The organism is Actinomadura opuntiae (assembly GCF_030283205.1).
GTDB lineage: Bacteria > Actinomycetota > Actinomycetes > Streptosporangiales > Streptosporangiaceae > Spirillospora.
On record NZ_JASNWF010000045.1, the window covers coordinates 1 to 17,286 of the forward strand.

Consider the following 17,286-nt stretch of genomic DNA (forward strand, 5'->3'; position numbering starts at 1 on the left):
CAGCGGCGCGGGACGGGCGGCGCGGTGGTCCGCGCGGCCCTCGCGGAGGCGGCGCGGCGCGGTGAGCGGCTGGTGGTGGTGCTCGGGCATCCGGACTACTACCCGCGGTTCGGGTTCGTGCGGGCGTCGTCGCTGGGCATCGCGGCGGCGTTCCCGGTGCCGGACGAGGCGCTGATGGCGCTGGTGCCGGCGGGCGCGTCCGGTCCGGTGCCGTCCGGCGTGATCGAGTACCCGGCGCCGTTCGGGGTGTGAGGGCGCGGGCCGCGCCCCCCGGGGGGCGCGGCCCGCGTGCGGTCACCGGCCGCGCCGGTGGAAGGTCCGCACCGACAGCGGCGCGAACACCGCGATCAGCGCGATCGACCACAGCAGCGTCGCGGTGACCGGGTGCGCGAGGGGCCAGGCCAGGTCGGCGCGGCCGGTCGGCGCGCCGGGGTTGCCGAACAGCTGCCGGCAGGCGGCGGTGGCGGCGCTGACGGGGTTCCAGTCGGCGATCGCGCGCAGCCAGGCGGGCATGCCGCCGGTCGGGACGAAGGAGTTCGACAGCATCGTGACCGGGAACACCATCGGGACGAACTGGTCGGCGGTCTGCTCGTTCTTCACCACCAGCCCGAGGTAGCACCCGGCCCAGCTGAGCGCGTGCCGCAGCAGCGCCAGCAGCAGGAACGCCTCGGCGGTCGGCCACACGCCGCGGTGCGCGCGCCACCCGACGACCAGCCCGGTGCCGGCCATGATGACCAGTGCCAGGACGCCGCTGATCACATCGGCGCCGGCCTGCCCGAACGGGACGGCCGAGCGCGCCATCGGCATCGCGCGGAAGCGGTCCATGACACCGCGGGAGGCGTCGGTGGCGACCCGCATGGTGACGGCCATGACGGAGGTGAACGACACCATGACGAACAGGCCGGGCATCAGGTACTCGCGGTAGTTGCCGCCGCCGGGGACGGCGATGGCGCTGCCGAACACGTACCCGAACAGCACCACCATGACGGCGGGGAAGATCAGCGCGGCGATCAGCTCGCCGGGTTCCTGGCGCAGCCGGCTCAGCTCGCGTCCGACGAGGGTGAGCCCGTCGGCGGCGCTCCAGCGCAGCCGCGCGGCCAGGGACGCGCGGGCGGGCGGGACGGTCAGGGCGGGCGCGGTCATCGGACGGTCTCCTTCTCACGCCGCTCGGCTGCGGTGCCGGGGCCGGTCTGGTCGGGGTCCTCGTCGGGGTCGGTGTCGCGGCCGGTGAGGCGCAGGAACACCTCGTCGAGGGTGGGGCGGCGCAACCCGACGTCGTCGGCGGTGACGCCGGCGCGGTCGAGTTCGCGGACGACGTCGGCGAGCCGGACGGCGCCGCGGGTCAGCGGCACCGTCAGGCGGGCGCCGTCCAGGGCGGGGTGGGCGCCGGCGATCCCGGCCAGGACGCGGGCGGCCTCGCCGGCGTCGGCGGGGTCGGCCAGCACGACGTCGAGCCGGTCGCCGATGGAGGACTTGAGCGCGTCGGGGGTGCCGCCGGCGATGACGCGGCCGTGGTCGATGACGACGACGTCGTCGGCGAGCCGGTCGGCCTCCTCCAGGTACTGGGTGGTGAGCAGCACGGTGGTGCCGTCGGCGACCAGGGCGCGGACGGCGTCCCAGATCTCGCCGCGGCTGCGGGGGTCCAGGCCGGTGGTGGGCTCGTCCAGGAACAGCACCTGGGGCCGCAGGATGAGGCTGGTGATCAGGTCGAGGCGGCGGCGCATGCCGCCGGAGTAGCCCTGGACCTGCCGGTCGGCGGCCTCCATCAGCCCGAACCGCTCCAGCAGCTCGTCGGCGCGGCGGTGGGCCTGGCGGCGGGGCAGGTGGTACAGGCGGCCGAACATGCGCAGGTTGCCGCGCCCGGTGAGCTTCTCGTCGACGGCGGCGTACTGGCCGGCCAGCCCGATGCGGGCGCGGACCTCGTCGGGGCGGTCGGCGACGTCGTACCCGGCGACGCGGGCGCGGCCGGAGTCGGCGTCGGCGAGGGTCGCCAGGATCCGCACGGCGGTGGTCTTGCCGGCGCCGTTGGGTCCGAGCAGGCCGCAGACGGTGCCGGGCGTGACGGCGAGGTCGAGTCCGTCCAGGGCCCGGGTGGCGCCGAAGCGCTTGTGCAGGCCCTCGGCCAGCACGATCGGTTCGTCCGGCATCGTTCCTCCATTGGGTACGCCGTACGCGGTGGGTGGCCGCCAGCGTAGACACCCGAGTACGGTGTACGCAACTAGAATTCCCGGGACGGGGCCCGCGGGGCCCCGGATCCGGCCGGAGGGAGCACGGTGGCGGACGTCGAGGCGGTCAACATCTTCGCGATGCCCGAGCGGCAGGGCCGCGGCCCCCGGCCCGCCTACAGCCGCGCCCAGATCACCGAGGCGGCGGTGCGGATCGCCGACGCCGACGGCCTGGAGGCGGCGTCGATGCGGCGGATCGCCGCCGAGCTCGGCACCGGCGCGATGTCGCTGTACCGCTACGTCCCCTCCCGCGACGACCTGATCGAGCTGATGTACGACCACGTCGTCGGCACCCTGGGCGTCCCGGACCGGCCGACCGGCGATTGGCGCGCCGACCTGCGGCTGGTCGCCCGCAACACCCGCGAGATGTGGCTCGCGCACCCGTGGCTGGCCGACCTGCACCGCGCCCGCCCGGCGTTCGGCCCGAACCAGCTGCGGATCCTGGAGTTCGGCTTCGGCGCGCTGGACGTCGGCATCCCGGTCGACGACATCATCACGCTGGTGACCATGCTGAACGGCTACGTCGTCACCACCGTCCGCGCCGAGATCGAAAGGGAGCGCGAGCGGCGCCGCACGGGCCTGACGATGCAGGACCTGATGCGCCAGAGCTCCCCCTACGTCCAGCAGCTGCTGGACGCCGGCGAGCACCCGATGTTCGCCCGGGTGGTGAAGGACGCGGCGCTGCCGCACATGTCCCCCGACGACCAGTTCGCCTACGGCCTGGAACGCGTCCTGGACTGCATCGCCTCCTGCATGTGACGCGCCGCTCGGGCCCTTTCGGCGTTGGCGGGGCCGGTCAGGGCAGCCGGTAGGCGCCGGTCGCCAGGCCGTCGCGGACGGCGCGCGCGGTCTGCTCGGCGGTCAGCGCGCCGGAGTCCAGGACGTGGGGCTCGTGGTCGCCGAGGTCGGCGAACTCCTGGAACATCGCCAGGACCGGGTCCGGTTCGGTGAGCGCGCCGGGCCCGCGGGCGGTGGCGCGGGCGAGCACGACGTCGCGGTCGGGGCGCAGCACCACGTAGTGCAGCGGGACGCCGGCGCCGGCGGCGGCGCGGCGGAACGGGCCGAGGAACCAGGGGCCGACGACGCCGTCGAACACCACGTGGTATCCCCCGGCGGCGTATCCGGCCGCGGCGGTGGCCTGGACGCCGACGACGGTCTGGTTCTGCCGGTCCGCCTCGGGCAGGTACGGCGGGATCGCGCCCTGGTCGATGAAGGCGAAGAAGTCGTCGCCGTGCAGCCGGACGCTGGGTGTCAGGCGTGCGGTCAGCAGCCGGGCGACGGTGCTCTTCCCGCCGCCGCACGGCCCGGTCAGCACGATGACCGCGCCGCGTTCCCCGTCCGTCACCGCTCCCCCTCCGCGCGTCATGCCGCCGCTCACGCTAGCGCCAGGTCCGGCATGAACGCAGCCCGGTTATGTACCGCAAACTTCCCTATCGCTCCCTCAATAGGGTAGTTTGCGGAGTGATGACAGAGAAGATGTACTCGGTGGAGGAGGTCGCGGACCTCCTCGGGTTGCACGTGCGCACGGTCCGCGGCTACATCCGCGCCGGGCGGCTGCGGGCGGTGCGGATCGGCAAGCAGTACCGGATCTCGCCGGACGCGGTGCGGGAGCTGACCGGGTCCGCGGACCCTGCGCCGGGCGGCGGGTCGGACGGCGGCGCGGGCGGGCCGGCGGGGGCCGGGCGGGCGGAGGTGTCGAGCATCGTGCAGGTCGACGGGGTCGACCGGGCCGCCGCCGACCGGATCGCCACGTTCGTACTGGCCGGGGTGAACACCGGCCGCGGCGCCGGCGCCGCGCTGCGGGTGCAGACCGTCCACGACCAGGAACGGAACCGGATGAAGATCGTGATTTTGGGCGGCGTCGCCGCCACCGCGGAAGTGCTGCGGCTGATCGAGGCCGTGCTGGACGGCGGGGTGCTGGACAGTAGGGCGCTGGACGGCGGGCGGGAGGCCGGCGGTGCCTGACGTGGTGCGGGAGCGGGCCGGGGTGCCGGTGCTGATGTGCGACCCGGACGGGCCACCGGTGGCCACCGAGCAGGATGCGCTGGACCTGATCGGGTCGGCGTTCCTGGGCGCGCGGGTGGTGGCGGTGCCGGCGGAGCGGCTGGACGAGCGGTTCTTCTCGCTCGGCACCCGGTTCGCGGGCGAGGTCATGCAGAAGTTCGTCAACTACCGGCTGCGGCTGGCGGTCGTCGGGGACATCTCCCGGCATCTGGCGGCCAGTGTGGCGCTGCGCGCGCTGGTGCGCGAGTCGAACGCGGCGGACCACATCTGGTTCGTCCCGGATCTGGAGGCGCTGGACGCCCGGCTGCGCACGGTCGCCTGACCGCACCCGGCGTCCCGGCACGCGGGTCCACGCGGGTCTCGGCACGGTTCTGGTCGCAGGGGCGCGGGGTTCGCGTGGGCGCGGTGGGGCCCGGGAACGTTTCACGGCCGGATCCGGCCATGGGGGCGGGTGGTATCGGTCCCGGTGCCGGGCGCGGTCGGGACGGCAGAAACGGGTGGGGGCGGGCGTGCCCGGTAAAGGCGCAGCACGTCCCCGCCGGGCGGGGAATTACCACACGGCGGCGAGGGCCCGCAAGGTGTCGCGGTGGCCACGGTAATGGGCCGCGTGTGGTGATATCGGAAGGGCCCGGCGGGTCGGTTAGGTTCTGCTGAGAGCACGTCGCGTCGCGCGTTCGCCGGTCAGGCGCCGGGCGCGCGCGTTTCCGGGAGAAAAACCCCGTTCCCCCGCTCTGACGTGCGGCGATGTTGGGCACGAAATGGCCGCAGATCATTGGAGAAGCATGACCTCGCTCGCTGGATCCGCCGTATCGTCCGACCTGCTCGCGCACGCGCGGCAAACGCTCGACGGAAGTGCGTTCTTTTCCGATCTGGGCGCAGGAAAGGCTCCGGTCGAAGTCGTCCGCGATGTTTTCGGCCAGTACTACCTGTGGCGGAACCAATTTCATCGCTGGCTCGGCGTGTGCGTGGTGAAGAGCCCGGCGTTCGGGACCGAGTCCGACGCCTCGCGGGTGCTGTCGGGGCTGACCGCGCACATCCGGGAGGAGGTCGGCGGCGACCACCACGGGCTGGCGGTGCGGCTGCTGCGGGCGCTGGGGATCGAGCGGCCCGCGGCGGTGACGCCGCTGCCGGTGACCGCCGCCTACTGCGCGTCGTTCCCGGCGCGGTACCTGGATCCGGCGCGCAGCGGCGCGGAGGCGGTCGCGGCGCTGGCGGGCCGGGAGATCGCGAGCCCGGCGCGCAACCGCATCGTGATCGACGCGCTGTCGGCGCACTACGGGGTGGCCTCGGGGCTGGAGTTCCTCACCCTGCACGAGACCAAGGGGCCGGGGCAGTTCGCGGCGCTGTGGGACGTGCTGGTCAACGGCTACTTCGCCGACGAGGCGCTGATGGCGCGGGCGGCGCGCGAGGAGATCGGGGAGCACGTCGGGTTCTGGGACGCGGTGTACGCGCAGCTGACGCGCGGCCTCGCCGGCGTGCCCGCCTGACCGTCCCGCCGGCGCGGGACGGGGGTCAGCGGCCGGTGGTGGCGACGATCTTGCCGATCTGGGCGCCGGCCTCCAGGTAGCGGTGGGCCTCGACGATGTCGCCGAGGTCGAAGACGCGGTCGACGGCGGGCGCGAACGCCCCGGTGCGCAGGCCCGAGGCGACGAACGCCTCGGCGCGGCGCAGCCGCCGCGGGTCGGTGGTCAGCTCGTGGACGGTGTAGGTGCGCATGTTGAGGGCGGGCATGCCGAGTTCGAAGCCGGGGTAGGGGGTCGGTTCGCCGCTGAGCGCCCCGTACTCGATGAGGGTGCCGCCGGGCGCGACGGCGCGGGCGAGGTCGATCACTCCGGGGCCTGCCACGGCGTCCAGGACGAGCCGGGCCCCCTGCCCGCCGGTCAGGTCCAGGATCCGGTCGGCGACGGCGCGGCCGCCGCTGACGATCACCTCGGCGGCGCCGGCCTTCAGCAGCGCGTCCTTCTTGGCGGGGGTGCGGGTGACGGCGATGGACCGGGCTCCGGCGCGGGCGGCGACGTCGATGGCGGCCAGTCCGACGCTGCTGGAGGCGGCGTTCAGCACGACGGTGTCGCCGGCGCGCATCCCGCCGGTGTCCACCAGCGCCCCGTAGGCGGTCAGGTAGGGCATCCACACCGCCGCGCCGCCGACCGCGTCGAGCCCGTCGGGGCGGTGCAGCACGGCGGAGGCGGGGACGACCGCGGTGTCGGCGTAGACGCCGTAGTCGTTCATCGAGAACGCCGGGATCACGCTGACGGGCTGCCCGGGGCGCAGCCCGGTGACGCCGGCGCCGGCGGCCCGGACCACGCCCGCGGCCTCGGCGCCGAGCCGGGCGGGAAACGCCCTGACCGGCTCGATGTAGGTCCCGGAGCGGAACAGCGCCTCGGCGCGGTTGAGGCCGATCGCCTCGACGCCGACCAGCAGTTCGCCGGGGCCGGGCTCGCCGGGGTCCACCTCCTCCAGCCGCAGCACGTCCGGGCCTCCGGTCCGGTGGAACCGCACCGTCCTGGTCATCGCGACCTCATCTCCTCGGGTTTCGGGCGGCGGCGCCGCGCGCCGCCGGGTCCCGCCCACCCAAGCCGAAAGTACGATCACTGTCAAACTTCGATGTTGATCGTACTTCGGTGGCTGCCGTACGATGCGGCCGGGGAGGTTCGGGGATGGCGACGGCACGGCACGGCGGGCGCGACCGCGTCCCCCCGCACCCCGACGTCCGGCAGGTCGGGCTGCAGCGGGTCCTGGAGGCGCTGGTCGACCCGGTGCGCCGCCGGATCGTCACCGAGCTGGCCGCCGCCGGCACCGACCTGAGCTGCGGCACGGTCGACCTGCCGGTCGGCAAGTCGACCGCCACCCACCACTTCCACGTGCTGCGGGAGGCGGGCCTGATCCGCCAGTACTACGTCGGGACCTCCCGCATGAACGCGCTGCGCCGCGAGGAGTTCGACGCAGTGTTCCCCGGGCTGCTGGACGTCGTGCTCGCCGAACGCCACCAACACTGAAGGCCCCTCCAGCGCCGGTGCGGGCCAGGCGAAAACGGTTTGCGGCCCGGCGCGCGCGCCGGGGACTCTCGGGGGCATGGATCGCGAGGTTCTGCGCTACTACGAGCGCGGCGAGGAGGACCGGCGGCTGCGCGAGGGCGACGGGCGGCTGGAGCTGTGGCGGACCCAGGACGTGCTGCGCCGGGTGCTGCCCGCACCGCCGGCGCGGGTCCTGGACGTGGGCGGCGGGCCCGGTGTGCACGCCGAGTGGCTGGCCGCCGACGGCCACGCGGTGGAGCTGGTCGATCCCGTCCCGCTGCACGTCGAGCAGGCGTCGCGGATCCCCGGCGTGACCGCCCGGCACGGCGACGCCCGCGACCGGCGTGCTGCGCGCCACGCCTGAGATGGGGTTCACCACCGCCTACCTGCACGAGCCGCAGGAGCCGCCGTGCGAGTTCGTCGACGCCGGGCTGCCCGGCGCCCGCTCCTACGGGCTGGAGGGCGCGGCGTGGCTGTTCGGCGGCCTCGGCGACCTGCTGGAACGCGACCGCGCGGCGGTACTGGAGGCGCTGCGGGCGGTGGAGTCGGTTGCCCTCGCTGCTCGGGGTGAGCGGGCACGTCATCACGGTCGCCGCCCGGCCCCGTTCAACCGGCCCCGGCTGAGCCCGTTCAGGCGGCGGGGAAGTCGCGGCGCTTGATCTTGGCCTTGTCGCAGCCGGGGTCGGCGGGGTCGCGCCAGAACACGATGCCCTCGTAGGGGTGGGCGCGCAGCCAGGCGGCCAGGCCGTCGTGGTCGCGGGGGACGTCGCCGAGGTCGTCGGCGCCGTGCGGGACCAGGGTGTGCTCGGCGACGCTCTCGGGGTTCCCGTTGATCTTCGGGCCGATCAGCTCGTAGGTGCCGGCCGCGAACCGGCGTCCGGCCAGCGCGGCTCGCAGGTGCTTCCAGAACGCCGACTGCTCGGCGGGCTCCCATCCCACGGTCTTGCCGGTGGCGGCGTCCTCCGCGACGGGGACGAAACCGGGCGGGGCGGGACGGCCGGCCTTGACCTCGCGGCGGGCCAGCCAGCGGTCGCCGTCGAACCGCACGCAGGTGCCGTCGTACTTGCGGGTGGCGCGCCCCTCCCCGGCCGCCACCCAGGCGCAGGACGGGTCGGTCTCGCGGGTGACGTGGCGGGGGTCGCCGTCCCAGTCGCGGACGAACAGTGTCGGTATCTTGCGCATCGGTGCCCTCCTCGGCGGCGGGTGTCCCGCGGGGTGCCTGTGGCGTGCCGCAGTGTGCCTGTGGTGGTGCGGGGTCTCCCCGGCAGGGATCGAACCTGCGGCGCCCGGCTTCGGAGACCGGTGCTCTGTCCTCTGAGCTACGGGGAGCCGACCCCGCCCCCGGGTGACTGGAAGGGGGCGGGGCGCGAGACGCTGGTGGGATTCGAACCCACGTGAAACGGATTTGCAGTCCGCTGCCTGATGTCCGCTCGGCTACAGCGTCGAGAAGCCGGTCCGGCGGCCGTCATGAGAACGGGCCGCCGTTCCGGGTGGGAAGGGCGGCCGTCGCGCGGGGTGCGCGCGGGTCAGGGGGCCGCCCGCCGAGTGGTCCGGGAGCAGGTGCAGGTTCGTGCGCCGCGCCGGCGGGTCATGGTCTGCTCCTCCCCTGGTGGCCTGCTGGTGCGATCAGCATGCCCGGCGCCGCCGGGCCGCCGCAACGGGTTTTCGCGACCGGGCGCATGCGGGCGGACGCCCGGGGCACAGCACCGTTCCGGGGGGCCGCGTCGCCGGATGTTCCATTGAGCGGAAAGGCGCTGTTCCGCCCGGTGCCCGGTCCGGCGAGGCTGGGGTGCACGGGCCGCGCCTGCCGGCGGGGCCGCGGGCCGCTCGCGGGCGCGGGCATGGTGGAAGGAGCCGACGATGGCGCTGTTGGACCCCGGGACGTGGACCGGAAAGATCTTCACCGGCGCGTGGGCGGCCGCGGACGGCGGCGTGCTGGACGCCGTCGAGCCGGCGACCGGCGCGACCCTGGGCACGCTGGGCCGGGCGTCGGCGCGGGACGTGGCGGACGCCGCGGCCGCGGCCGCCGCCGCGCAGCGCGACTGGGCCGCGCGCACCTACGAGGACCGCGCGGCGGTCCTGCGGCGCGCCGGCCGGCTGTTCGAGGACCACGCCGCCGAGATCCAGGACTGGATCGTCCGGGAGGCCGGGTCGGTGCCGGCGAAGGCGGAACTGGAGGCGCGCTTCGCCGCGGGCCTGTGCTACGAGGCCGCCGCGCTGGCCTCCCACCCGCAGGGCCTGGTGCTGCCCTCGGCGCAGCCGCGGTGGAGCCTGGCGCGGCGCCGCCCCGCCGGCGTCGTCACCGTCATCGCCCCGTTCAACTTCCCGCTGATCCTGTCGATGCGGTCGGTGGCGCCCGCGCTGGCGCTCGGCAACGCCGTCCTGCTCAAGCCCGACCCGCGCACCGCGGTGTGCGGCGGCGTCACCGTCGCGCGGATCTTCCAGGAGGCCGGCCTGCCCGAGGGGCTGCTGCACCTGCTGCCCGGCGGCCGCGAGACCGGCGAGGCGGTGGTGGCGGCGCCGCAGGTGCGGGTGGTGTCGTTCACCGGGTCGACGGCGGCGGGCCGCACGATCGGCGAGGTGTGCGGGCGGCTGCTCAAGCGCGCCCACCTGGAGCTCGGCGGCAACAACGCCCTCATCGTGCTGCCGGGCGCCGACATCGGCAAGGCGGTGTCGGCGGGCGCCTGGGGGTCGTTCCTGCACCAGGGGCAGATCTGCATGACCACCGGCCGGCACCTGGTCCACCGCAGCCTGCACGACGAATACGTCGCCGCGCTGGCCGACAAGGCCGACAAGCTGCCCGTCGGGGACCCGGCGTCCGGGCAGGTCGCGCTCGGCCCCATCATCGACGAGGGCCAGCTCGCGCACGTGGACGCCCTGGTCCGCGACACCGTCGCCGCCGGCGCGCGGCTGGCCGCGGGCGGCACCCACGAGGGCCTGTTCTACCGGCCCACCGTCCTGGCCGAGGTCGAGCCCGCCATGCCCGCCTACGCCCAGGAGGTGTTCGGGCCCGTCGCGCCGGTCGTGCCGTTCTCCAGCGTGGACGAGGCGGTCGCGCTGGCCTCCGACAGCGAGTACGGGCTGTCGCTGGGCATCCTCGGCGACGTCGGCCAGGCGATGCGGATCGCCGACGCGGTCCCCACCGGCCTGGTCCACATCAACGACCAGACCGTCAACGACGAGCCGGTCGTGCCGTTCGGGGGGCTGGCGGCCTCGGGGAACGGGTCGCGGTTCGGCGGCCCCGAGGCCAACATCGAGGCGTTCACCGAGACGCAGTGGGTGACGATGCGCGACCAGATCGCCCCCTACCCGTTCTGACGCGCCGTCCCCGCCCCGCCGCGGCACGCAACCGGGGCGGGGCGGCGTCTAGGCGGGCGGGACGCGGTCGGCGCCGATGGCGACGCCGACGATCGTGCAGGGCTCGGTGCCGTGGTTGTGCCAGGCGTGCCGGGTGCCGTTCTGGACGACCACGTCGCCCGCCCGCAGCACCGTCCGCTCGCCGTCGTCGAGTTCCAGCGTGGCCTCGCCCGCGACGACCAGGACGTAGTCGAGGGTGTCGGTGGTGTGCATGCCGGGGGCGCCGGGCTCGTTCGCGGCCATCGCGCCCGGCATCTGCCGCTCCAGCTCCTCCAGGGCCGCGGCCGTGTCCAGACCGGGAGCCGGGACCGGCTCACCCGGCGGAACCGTGTTGATCATGAAGCGTGAACCGTCCCGCGGCGGATACCAGGCCTCGGCGCGGCGCGGTGAGCCGTCGTCGGGGTAGGTGGGGCGCTCGTCCCGGCCCCACAGCCGGAAGAACGCGCAGCCGGGCATCAGCTCGGAAGTGATCGGCTCGACGTCGCGGTCGTCGACCACGCGGGACTTGCCGTCGGCGTCGTGGCCGGTGACCACTCGGCGGACCTTCGGACGCTCCATCCGGTCACTCCTCCATACGGTGGCGTATTGATACGCCACCGTATGTTCCGGGTCGGGCGACCGTCAATACGCTGGCGTATCCTGTGCCGCGTGGTGAACGAGTCGACCCGCCTGTCCGCCCGGGACTGGGCACGGGCCGCCCTGAAAGCGATCGCGAACGGCGGGCTGGCCGCCGTCGCGGTCGAACCACTGGCGCGAACCCTCGGCGTGACCAAGGGCAGCTTCTACGCGCACTACCGCAACCGCGACGAGCTGATCACCGCGGCGCTCGAGGAATGGGCGCGCAGCCACGGCGACGAGGGGCTCGCCGAATTCGCCGCGATCACCGATCCGGCACAGCGGCTGCGCGAGCTGCTGACCGTCGTCGTGCAGGCCGTCCAGCCGCTGGCGCCCTCGGTGCACCTGAGCCTGCTCGGCGACCGCAACGACCCCCGGGTCAGGGACGCGGTCGGCCAGGTGAACCGCGCCCGGCTGGACCTTCTCACCCGCACCTACCGCGAACTCGGCCTGCCACCCGACCGGGCGCAGTCCCGGGCACGGGTCGCCTACGCCGCCATCCTCGGCCTGCTGCACCTGGCACAAACCGACCCCGACGCCCCACACTCCGCCGTACTCGCCGACGAGGCCACCGCCATCTTCCTGCCGACATAACGCTGCCCCCCGAGAACGCGGCGGCTCGGCATCCCCGGCGCCGCGCAGCCGACGAAGCCGACGTGGACGGAGACCCCGAACGCCGCGCGCAACCACGCCCCGCCGGTCTTCTCGCGTGACGGCCTCGTAGGCTGGCCGTCTGATTGCCGCGCCGAGCCGTCAGGGAGTGCCATGGGCCGCGATCCGGACTACCTGGCGTTCCTGCGCCGCCGCCTCAGCGAACCCGGCCCCCGGCAACCCGCACGCACCATCGAGGACGCGCGCCGCGAACACGCCGCCGACCTGGCCCGCTCCCCGTGCCCGCCCGTACCCGTCGTCCGCGACCTCACCATCGACGGCCCCGCCGGACCGCTGCCCGCCCGCCTCTACCACCCCGGCGGCGACCACCCCGCACCCACCATGGTCTACCTGCACGGCGGCGGCTGGGTCCTCGGCGACATCGACGCCTACGACCCCGTCGTCCGGGCGCTGGCCACCGCCGCCACCGGCACCGCCTGGCTGTCGGTCGGCTACCGCCGCCCACCCGAAGACCCCTTCCCCGCCGCACTCGACGACACCATCGCCGCCGTCCGCTGGACCACCGCCAACGCCGCCCGCATCGGCACAGACCCCACCCGCATCGGCATCGCCGGCGACAGCGCCGGCGGACAACTCGCCGCCGCGGCCGCCGGCCTGCTGCGCACCGCCGGCCCCGACCGACCCGTCCTGCAACTGCTGGTCTACCCCGCCCTCGACCTGCGCGACGTCCCACCCGACCCGCCCGACCCCGACGGCCTGACCTGGCCCGCCTCCGGCGTCCACCGCGCCCTGCGCATGTACCTGCACGGCACCGACCCCGCCCGGCCCGACGTCTCCCCCCTCCTGGACCCCGACCCCCGCGGACTGCCGCCCGCCATCATCGCCACCGCCGAACACGACCGCCTGCGCCCCCAGGCCGAACGGCACGCCGCACGGCTGCGCGCCGCCGGCGTCCCCGTCACCCTCATCACCGGAACCGGCCTGGACCACGGATTTCTCGGCTGGACCTCGTTCGCGCGCCGCCCCGCCCGCGCCGTCGCCGAGATCGGCGCCGCCGTCCGCACCGCCCTCACCACCCCGCCCGCCACGGCTTGACCGCCCTTGACCGTCCCCGCGACGGCACCGCACCGACCACCACCGTCACTTGCCCGCCCCGTTTAACCGCTTTGACGTGGGCAATCACCATAACGAGCCGAATTTTCGCCGACCCTCGCCAACGGTTGAGGAGGACCATCCCTTGCCGACCACGCACCACATGCGCATGGTCCGGGCCGAAGAGTCCGGAACCGAGGAATGGGCCTGCCCGACCTGCGGCCGCCGGATGCTGCTGCGCTGGCCGCCCCACTACAGCAAGCAGATCATCGACCCCGGCGACGAACGCGCCTGCCACATCGGATCCTCCGCCGACCTGCCCGACCCCGGCACCGAACCCGCGCTCCTCACCACCACCGGCGCCCCGGACCGCACCGCACCCCGCCGCTGGCTCCGCGAAACCGGCGTGGACCCCGCCGCCACCCCCTCCGGACCCTGATCACGATTTACAGCGGACCGCCGTCACCACCGCCCGAACCCGACGGCGAAGGAGACGGCGACGGACTCATCGGCTGCGGCGTCGTCGGCGCCACCGAAGGCGACTGGAACGTCGGCAACGGCTCAGGCGGCGGAGACGGCGGATCCTTCGGCCGCGGCTGGCACGCGAACAGCACCGCCATCAGCAAAGCCAGCACCACCAAAGCCCCCGCCAACGTCAGCACCGCCGCCACCAGCCCCCGCTCCGGCGGACGATCCGGAGCCGGCACCGGCCCGCCCCCCACCTCCGGCCCCGGACGCTGACCCGCCAGCGCCGCCTCCGACGACCCCAGCCAATACGGCTGGAACTGCGGACCGCGCCGCAGCCCCCACCGCCGGCCCGCACCACCCAGCAGCACCGGCTCCAGGAACCGCTCCGCAGCCGCACCGCCCGCCTCGAACGCCGTCGCCACCCACGGTGCCGGACCATCCGGCTGCGCCGCCACCACCGGCGCCCCACCATCACCCGCCCCGCCACCACCACTCACCGCACCGCCACCACCGCTAAGCCCACCGGCCCCACCCGGCACCGCCGCATTGATCGCCGCCCGGAACCGATCCCGCGCCGCCGCGTCCCCCGCCGCCCCCCGATTCAACACCGCCACACACGCACGCCGCCCCTCACCGTCCACCCCCAAGAACACGATCCCCGCCGCGGACTCCGACAACCGCGCCGACAAACGAAACGGCCCCACCTGCGCGGGATCCCCCGGGGGCAACGGCCTCGACATGGCCGCAACCCTAACAACCACCCCGCCCCCGGTCAGGCACGGATCGCGCACGAACGGGTACAAGTGATCGCGTAGGGTCGGAACGCGCCCGCTCACACCCGCCACACAGTGAGGGACACCCACATGACCATCGCCGCCAACGACGTCGACGAGGCCGCCGCGCTGCTGCAGAACACCCTCGCCGAAGTCAAGAAGGTCATCGTCGGCCAGGACCACATGGTCGAACGGATGGTCGTCGCCCTCCTCGCCCGCGGCCACTGCCTCATCGAAGGCGTCCCCGGCGTCGCCAAGACCCTCGCCGTCGGCACCCTCGCCAAAGTCGTCGGCGGCACCTTCGCCCGCCTGCAGTTCACCCCCGACCTCGTCCCCTCCGACATCGTCGGCACCCGCATCTACCACCCCTCCACCGAGCAGTTCGACGTCGAACTCGGCCCCGTCTTCGTCAACTTCGTCCTCGCCGACGAGATCAACCGCGCCCCCGCCAAGGTCCAGTCCGCCCTCCTGGAGGTCATGGCCGAACGCCAGGTCTCCCTCGGCGGCAACACCTACCCCCTCCCCCGCCCCTTCATCGTCCTGGCCACCCAGAACCCCATCGAGTCCGAAGGCGTCTACCCCCTCCCCGAAGCCCAGCGCGACCGCTTCCTCATGAAGATCGACGTCCACCACCCCTCCGCCCACGAGGAACTCCACATCCTCCAGCGGATGAGCGTCGACCCGCCCGAGGCCACCCCCGTCCTGGACGCCGACCGCCTCGCCGGCCTCCAGCGCGCCGCCGAAGAGGTCTCCGTCCACGAACTCGTCGCCGACTACATCGTCCGCCTCGTCATGGCCACCCGCGAACCCGAGCAGTACCGCCTGCCCGACCTGCGCCCCGCCATCGAGATCGGCGCCAGCCCCCGCGCCACCCTCGGCCTGGTCTCCACCGCCCGCGCCCTCGCCCTGCTGTCCGGACGCGACTACGTCCTGCCCGACGACGTCCAGGCCGTCGCCCGCGACGTCATCTCCCACCGCCTCGTCCTCACCTTCGACGCCCTCGCCGACGGCGTCGACCCCGGCGAGGTCGTCGACCAGATCCTCGCCGCCGTCCCCCCGCCCCGCGTGGTCTGGAACCACGGCGCCGCGGCGGTGACCAGCGCATGACCACCGGCCCGCGCCGCGACGGCGCCCTCGCCCGCCTCGCCCCCGAACGCACCCTGCGCCGCCTGGAACTGCAGGTCACCCGACGCCTGGACGGACTGCTCAACGGCGAGCACCTCGGCCTGCTCCCCGGCCCCGGCACCGAACTCGCCGAAGCCCGCGTCTACCAGCCCGGCGAGGACGACGTCCGCCACATGGACTGGGCCGTCACCGCCCGCACCACCACCCCGCACGTCCGCGACCTCGTCGTCGACCACGAACTCGAAGCCTGGGCCCTGGTCGACCTCACCCCCAGCATGGACTTCGGCACCGCCGCCATGGTCAAACGCGACCTCGCCGTCGCCGCCCTCGCCGCCGTCGGCTTCCTCACCGTCCGCCTCGGCGACCGCGTCGGCGCCTACCTCCAGCACCCCGGCGGCCTGCGCCGCTGGCCCGCCCGCACCGGCAGGGCCGCCTTCTACGCCCTCCTGCAGGCCGTCCTGGACGCCCGCACCGAACCCGGCACCGGCCCACCCGCCGCCATGTCCGGCACCACCGCCACCTCCGGCGCACCCCACGGCGACCTCGCCGCCGCCATCACCTCCCTCGCCCGCGGCCAGACCCGCCGCGGCCTGCGCGTCGTCATCTCCGACTTCCTGCCGCCCGCCCCCACCGGCCGCCCCGGCACCACCGACGACCCCGACGCGCCACCCGACTGGGAGAGCCCGCTGCGCCGCCTCGCCGCCCGCCACCAGGTCCTCGCCGTCGAGGTCATCGACCCCCGCGAACTCGACCTCCCCGACATCGGCCTCGTCGAGATGACCGACCCCGAGACCGGCGCCGCCCACGAGATCGTCCTCAGCCGCCGCACCCGCCAACGCTACGCCGAGGCCGCCCGCGCCCAGCGCACCCGCACCCGCGACGCCCTGCGCCGCTGCGGAGCCCACCACCTCGTCCTGCGCACCGACCGCGACTGGATCGCCGACGTCGCCCGCTTCGCCCTCCGCCAACGCCGCGCCGCCGGACGGGCCTTCACCACCGCGGGAGTGCGCCCATGACCTTCCTGTCGCCCGACCGCCTCTGGCTGCTGGCCCTCGCGCCGATCCTCGCCGGCCTGTACGTCGTGCTGCAGATGCGCCGCCGCAACTACGCCGTCCGCTTCACCAACCTCGCGCTGCTGTCCCAGGTCGCACCGAAACGGCCGGGCTGGCGCCGGCACGTCGCCGCGACGCTGTTCCTCATCATGATCGTGCTGATGATGATCGGGTTCGCCCGCCCCGCCAGCTCGGTGAAGGTCCCCCGCGACCGCGCCACCATCATGGTCGCCGTGGACGTGTCGCTGTCGATGATGGCCCAGGACGTCCCGCCGAACCGGATGGAGGCCGCCAAGGCCGCCGCCAAGAAGTTCATCCGCGAACTGCCCGCCCGCTTCAACGTCGGCGTCGTCTCCTTCGCCGGCAACGCCAACCTCATCGCCGCGCCGTCCGCCGACCGCGACACCGCCATCGCCTCCCTCGACCAGCTGTCCCTGGCCAAGCGCACCGCGATCGGCGAGGCCGTCTTCACCTCCCTGCAGGCCGTCAAGACCTTCGACACCCAGGCCGCGCAGGACCCGCCGCCCGCCCACATCGTCCTGTTGTCCGACGGGGACAACACCACCGGACGGTCCGTGCAGGAGGCCATCGACGCCAGCCGCGCCGCGCACGTCCCGGTGTCCACGATCGCGTTCGGCACCCCCTACGGCACCGTCGACATCGAGGGCGAGACCACCAGCGTCTCGGTCAACAAGGAAGCCCTGAAGACCCTGGCCACCAGCACCGACGGCAAGGCCTACGAGGCCGCCGACGCCGGCCAGCTGCGCGACGTGTACGCCAACATCGGCACCTCGCTGGGCTTCAAGACCGAGCACCGCGACGTCGCCGCCCGCTACACCGGCATCGCGCTGCTGTTCGCGCTGGCCGCCGGCGGATTCTCCCTCGCCTGGTTCTCCCGCCTGCCCTAGCCGCGCGGCACGGGGACGCTCCGAACGCTGATACGGTCGGC

At 74.4% G+C, this 17,286-nt stretch carries 21 protein-coding genes, 2 tRNA genes and 1 pseudogene; 15 read left to right on the plus strand and 9 right to left on the minus strand.

The genetic code is table 11. The annotated features are described in order from the left end of the window. Positions 1-252, plus strand: a pseudogene (locus QP089_RS47680) (GNAT family N-acetyltransferase); the annotation flags it as partial. 42 nt (positions 253-294) lie between these two features. Here QP089_RS47680 and QP089_RS47685 read toward each other — a convergent pair. Both QP089_RS47685 and QP089_RS47690 read right to left on the minus strand, forming a co-directional pair. Further along, a complete protein-coding gene (locus tag QP089_RS47685) occupies positions 295-1,143 on the minus strand; it encodes an ABC transporter permease (protein WP_285921249.1) in 849 nt (282 codons plus the stop codon). Then, on the minus strand, positions 1,140-2,147 hold the full coding sequence (locus QP089_RS47690) for an ATP-binding cassette domain-containing protein (protein ID WP_285921250.1): 1,008 nt from the start codon (positions 2,145-2,147) through the stop codon (positions 1,140-1,142). The genes QP089_RS47685 and QP089_RS47690 overlap by 4 nt, the downstream gene beginning before the upstream one ends. Positions 2,148-2,273: 126 nt before the next feature. On the opposite strand from QP089_RS47690, the gene QP089_RS47695 reads away from it, so the two are divergent. Further along, entirely contained in the window at positions 2,274-2,984 is a 711-nt protein-coding gene (locus QP089_RS47695) for a TetR/AcrR family transcriptional regulator (protein ID WP_285921251.1), read from the plus strand. Between the two features lie 37 nt (positions 2,985-3,021). Here the strand turns inward: QP089_RS47695 and QP089_RS47700 are convergent, their stop codons facing one another. Further along, entirely contained in the window at positions 3,022-3,570 is a 549-nt protein-coding gene (locus QP089_RS47700; RefSeq protein WP_285921252.1) for an AAA family ATPase, read from the minus strand. Between the two features lie 119 nt (positions 3,571-3,689). Here QP089_RS47700 and QP089_RS47705 point away from each other — a divergent pair, with 119 nt between their 5' ends. The 3 genes from QP089_RS47705 to QP089_RS47715 all read left to right on the plus strand — a co-directional run bounded on the left by QP089_RS47705 (position 3,690) and on the right by QP089_RS47715 (position 5,716). Continuing rightward, positions 3,690-4,190: a helix-turn-helix domain-containing protein gene (locus tag QP089_RS47705; RefSeq protein ID WP_285921253.1), complete on the plus strand. Its 501-nt coding sequence runs from the start codon at positions 3,690-3,692 to the stop codon at positions 4,188-4,190. Further along, entirely contained in the window at positions 4,183-4,551 is a 369-nt protein-coding gene (locus QP089_RS47710; RefSeq protein ID WP_285921254.1) for a DUF4180 domain-containing protein, read from the plus strand. The genes QP089_RS47705 and QP089_RS47710 overlap by 8 nt, the downstream gene beginning before the upstream one ends. A gap of 460 nt (positions 4,552-5,011) precedes the next feature. Next, a complete protein-coding gene (locus QP089_RS47715) occupies positions 5,012-5,716 on the plus strand; it encodes an iron-containing redox enzyme family protein (protein ID WP_285921255.1) in 705 nt (234 codons plus the stop codon). Between the two features lie 25 nt (positions 5,717-5,741). On the opposite strand, the gene QP089_RS47720 is transcribed toward QP089_RS47715, so the two are convergent. Then, positions 5,742-6,740, minus strand: coding sequence for a zinc-dependent alcohol dehydrogenase family protein (locus QP089_RS47720; RefSeq protein WP_285921256.1), 999 nt, complete (start codon positions 6,738-6,740; stop codon positions 5,742-5,744). 146 nt (positions 6,741-6,886) lie between these two features. On the opposite strand from QP089_RS47720, the gene QP089_RS47725 reads away from it, so the two are divergent. From QP089_RS47725 to QP089_RS47735, 3 genes are all read left to right on the plus strand, one after another. Beyond that, complete coding sequence (locus QP089_RS47725) at positions 6,887-7,225, plus strand: ArsR/SmtB family transcription factor (protein WP_285921257.1); 339 nt, start codon at positions 6,887-6,889, stop codon at positions 7,223-7,225. Positions 7,226-7,301: 76 nt separating this feature from the next. Next, the gene (locus QP089_RS47730) at positions 7,302-7,607 is read left to right on the plus strand and encodes a class I SAM-dependent methyltransferase (RefSeq protein ID WP_285921258.1); all 306 of its coding nucleotides are present in this window, start codon (positions 7,302-7,304) and stop codon (positions 7,605-7,607) included. A gap of 1 nt (position 7,608) precedes the next feature. Then, positions 7,609-7,902, plus strand: coding sequence for a hypothetical protein (locus tag QP089_RS47735; RefSeq protein WP_285921259.1), 294 nt, complete (start codon positions 7,609-7,611; stop codon positions 7,900-7,902). On the opposite strand, the gene QP089_RS47740 is transcribed toward QP089_RS47735, so the two are convergent. From QP089_RS47740 to QP089_RS47750, 3 genes are all read right to left on the minus strand, one after another. Beyond that, positions 7,874-8,425, minus strand: coding sequence for a hypothetical protein (locus QP089_RS47740; RefSeq protein ID WP_285921260.1), 552 nt, complete (start codon positions 8,423-8,425; stop codon positions 7,874-7,876). The genes QP089_RS47735 and QP089_RS47740 overlap by 29 nt on opposite strands. A gap of 74 nt (positions 8,426-8,499) precedes the next feature. Next, a tRNA-Arg gene (locus tag QP089_RS47745) sits at positions 8,500-8,572 on the minus strand. Between the two features lie 40 nt (positions 8,573-8,612). Then, a tRNA-Cys gene (locus QP089_RS47750) sits at positions 8,613-8,687 on the minus strand. Positions 8,688-9,103: 416 nt separating this feature from the next. Between QP089_RS47750 and QP089_RS47755 the strand changes: the two genes are divergently transcribed. After that, entirely contained in the window at positions 9,104-10,561 is a 1,458-nt protein-coding gene (locus QP089_RS47755) for a benzaldehyde dehydrogenase (protein WP_285921261.1), read from the plus strand. 48 nt (positions 10,562-10,609) lie between these two features. On the opposite strand, the gene QP089_RS47760 is transcribed toward QP089_RS47755, so the two are convergent. Beyond that, positions 10,610-11,158 (minus strand): cupin domain-containing protein, encoded by a 549-nt coding sequence (locus QP089_RS47760; RefSeq protein WP_285921262.1) that lies wholly within the window; start codon positions 11,156-11,158, stop codon positions 10,610-10,612. 90 nt (positions 11,159-11,248) lie between these two features. Here QP089_RS47760 and QP089_RS47765 point away from each other — a divergent pair, with 90 nt between their 5' ends. From QP089_RS47765 to QP089_RS47775, 3 genes are all read left to right on the plus strand, one after another. Beyond that, positions 11,249-11,809, plus strand: a complete 561-nt coding sequence (locus tag QP089_RS47765; RefSeq protein WP_285921263.1) for a TetR/AcrR family transcriptional regulator — start codon at positions 11,249-11,251, stop codon at positions 11,807-11,809. Between the two features lie 171 nt (positions 11,810-11,980). Then, positions 11,981-12,922, plus strand: a complete 942-nt coding sequence (locus QP089_RS47770) for an alpha/beta hydrolase (RefSeq protein WP_285921264.1) — start codon at positions 11,981-11,983, stop codon at positions 12,920-12,922. Between the two features lie 142 nt (positions 12,923-13,064). Continuing rightward, on the plus strand, positions 13,065-13,358 hold the full coding sequence (locus QP089_RS47775) for a hypothetical protein (RefSeq protein ID WP_285921265.1): 294 nt from the start codon (positions 13,065-13,067) through the stop codon (positions 13,356-13,358). A 7-nt stretch (positions 13,359-13,365) separates the two neighbouring features. Here QP089_RS47775 and QP089_RS47780 read toward each other — a convergent pair whose 3' ends face one another. Beyond that, positions 13,366-13,845 (minus strand): hypothetical protein, encoded by a 480-nt coding sequence (locus QP089_RS47780; RefSeq protein WP_285921266.1) that lies wholly within the window; start codon positions 13,843-13,845, stop codon positions 13,366-13,368. 405 nt (positions 13,846-14,250) lie between these two features. On the opposite strand from QP089_RS47780, the gene QP089_RS47785 reads away from it, so the two are divergent. The 3 genes from QP089_RS47785 to QP089_RS47795 are packed head-to-tail and all read left to right on the plus strand — an operon-like array spanning position 14,251 to position 17,245. Beyond that, positions 14,251-15,267 carry an AAA family ATPase gene (locus tag QP089_RS47785; protein ID WP_285921267.1) on the plus strand — a complete coding sequence of 339 codons (1,017 nt, stop codon included), beginning with the start codon at positions 14,251-14,253 and terminating at the stop codon, positions 15,265-15,267. Next, positions 15,264-16,301, plus strand: a complete 1,038-nt coding sequence (locus tag QP089_RS47790) for a DUF58 domain-containing protein (RefSeq protein WP_285921268.1) — start codon at positions 15,264-15,266, stop codon at positions 16,299-16,301. Before QP089_RS47785 ends, QP089_RS47790 begins: the two co-directional genes overlap by 4 nt. Continuing rightward, positions 16,298-17,245: a VWA domain-containing protein gene (locus QP089_RS47795; protein WP_285921269.1), complete on the plus strand. Its 948-nt coding sequence runs from the start codon at positions 16,298-16,300 to the stop codon at positions 17,243-17,245. Before QP089_RS47790 ends, QP089_RS47795 begins: the two co-directional genes overlap by 4 nt. Positions 17,246-17,286: the final 41 nt, after the last annotated feature.

Excerpts from the sequence above, each read along its gene's own strand:
- QP089_RS47685 (WP_285921249.1), bottom strand. The coding sequence starts at position 1,143 with ATGACCGCGCCCGCCCTGACCGTCCCGCCCGCCCGCGCGTCCCTGGCC.
- QP089_RS47690 (WP_285921250.1), bottom strand. The coding sequence starts at position 2,147 with ATGCCGGACGAACCGATCGTGCTGGCCGAGGGCCTGCACAAGCGCTTC.
- QP089_RS47705 (WP_285921253.1), top strand. The coding sequence starts at position 3,690 with ATGACAGAGAAGATGTACTCGGTGGAGGAGGTCGCGGACCTCCTCGGG.
- QP089_RS47715 (WP_285921255.1), top strand. The coding sequence starts at position 5,012 with ATGACCTCGCTCGCTGGATCCGCCGTATCGTCCGACCTGCTCGCGCAC.
- QP089_RS47720 (WP_285921256.1), bottom strand. The coding sequence starts at position 6,740 with ATGACCAGGACGGTGCGGTTCCACCGGACCGGAGGCCCGGACGTGCTG.
- QP089_RS47725 (WP_285921257.1), top strand. The coding sequence starts at position 6,887 with ATGGCGACGGCACGGCACGGCGGGCGCGACCGCGTCCCCCCGCACCCC.
- QP089_RS47730 (WP_285921258.1), top strand. The coding sequence starts at position 7,302 with ATGGATCGCGAGGTTCTGCGCTACTACGAGCGCGGCGAGGAGGACCGG.
- QP089_RS47735 (WP_285921259.1), top strand. The coding sequence starts at position 7,609 with ATGGGGTTCACCACCGCCTACCTGCACGAGCCGCAGGAGCCGCCGTGC.
- QP089_RS47740 (WP_285921260.1), bottom strand. The coding sequence starts at position 8,425 with ATGCGCAAGATACCGACACTGTTCGTCCGCGACTGGGACGGCGACCCC.
- QP089_RS47755 (WP_285921261.1), top strand. The coding sequence starts at position 9,104 with ATGGCGCTGTTGGACCCCGGGACGTGGACCGGAAAGATCTTCACCGGC.
- QP089_RS47760 (WP_285921262.1), bottom strand. The coding sequence starts at position 11,158 with ATGGAGCGTCCGAAGGTCCGCCGAGTGGTCACCGGCCACGACGCCGAC.
- QP089_RS47770 (WP_285921264.1), top strand. The coding sequence starts at position 11,981 with ATGGGCCGCGATCCGGACTACCTGGCGTTCCTGCGCCGCCGCCTCAGC.
- QP089_RS47785 (WP_285921267.1), top strand. The coding sequence starts at position 14,251 with ATGACCATCGCCGCCAACGACGTCGACGAGGCCGCCGCGCTGCTGCAG.
- QP089_RS47790 (WP_285921268.1), top strand. The coding sequence starts at position 15,264 with ATGACCACCGGCCCGCGCCGCGACGGCGCCCTCGCCCGCCTCGCCCCC.
- QP089_RS47795 (WP_285921269.1), top strand. The coding sequence starts at position 16,298 with ATGACCTTCCTGTCGCCCGACCGCCTCTGGCTGCTGGCCCTCGCGCCG.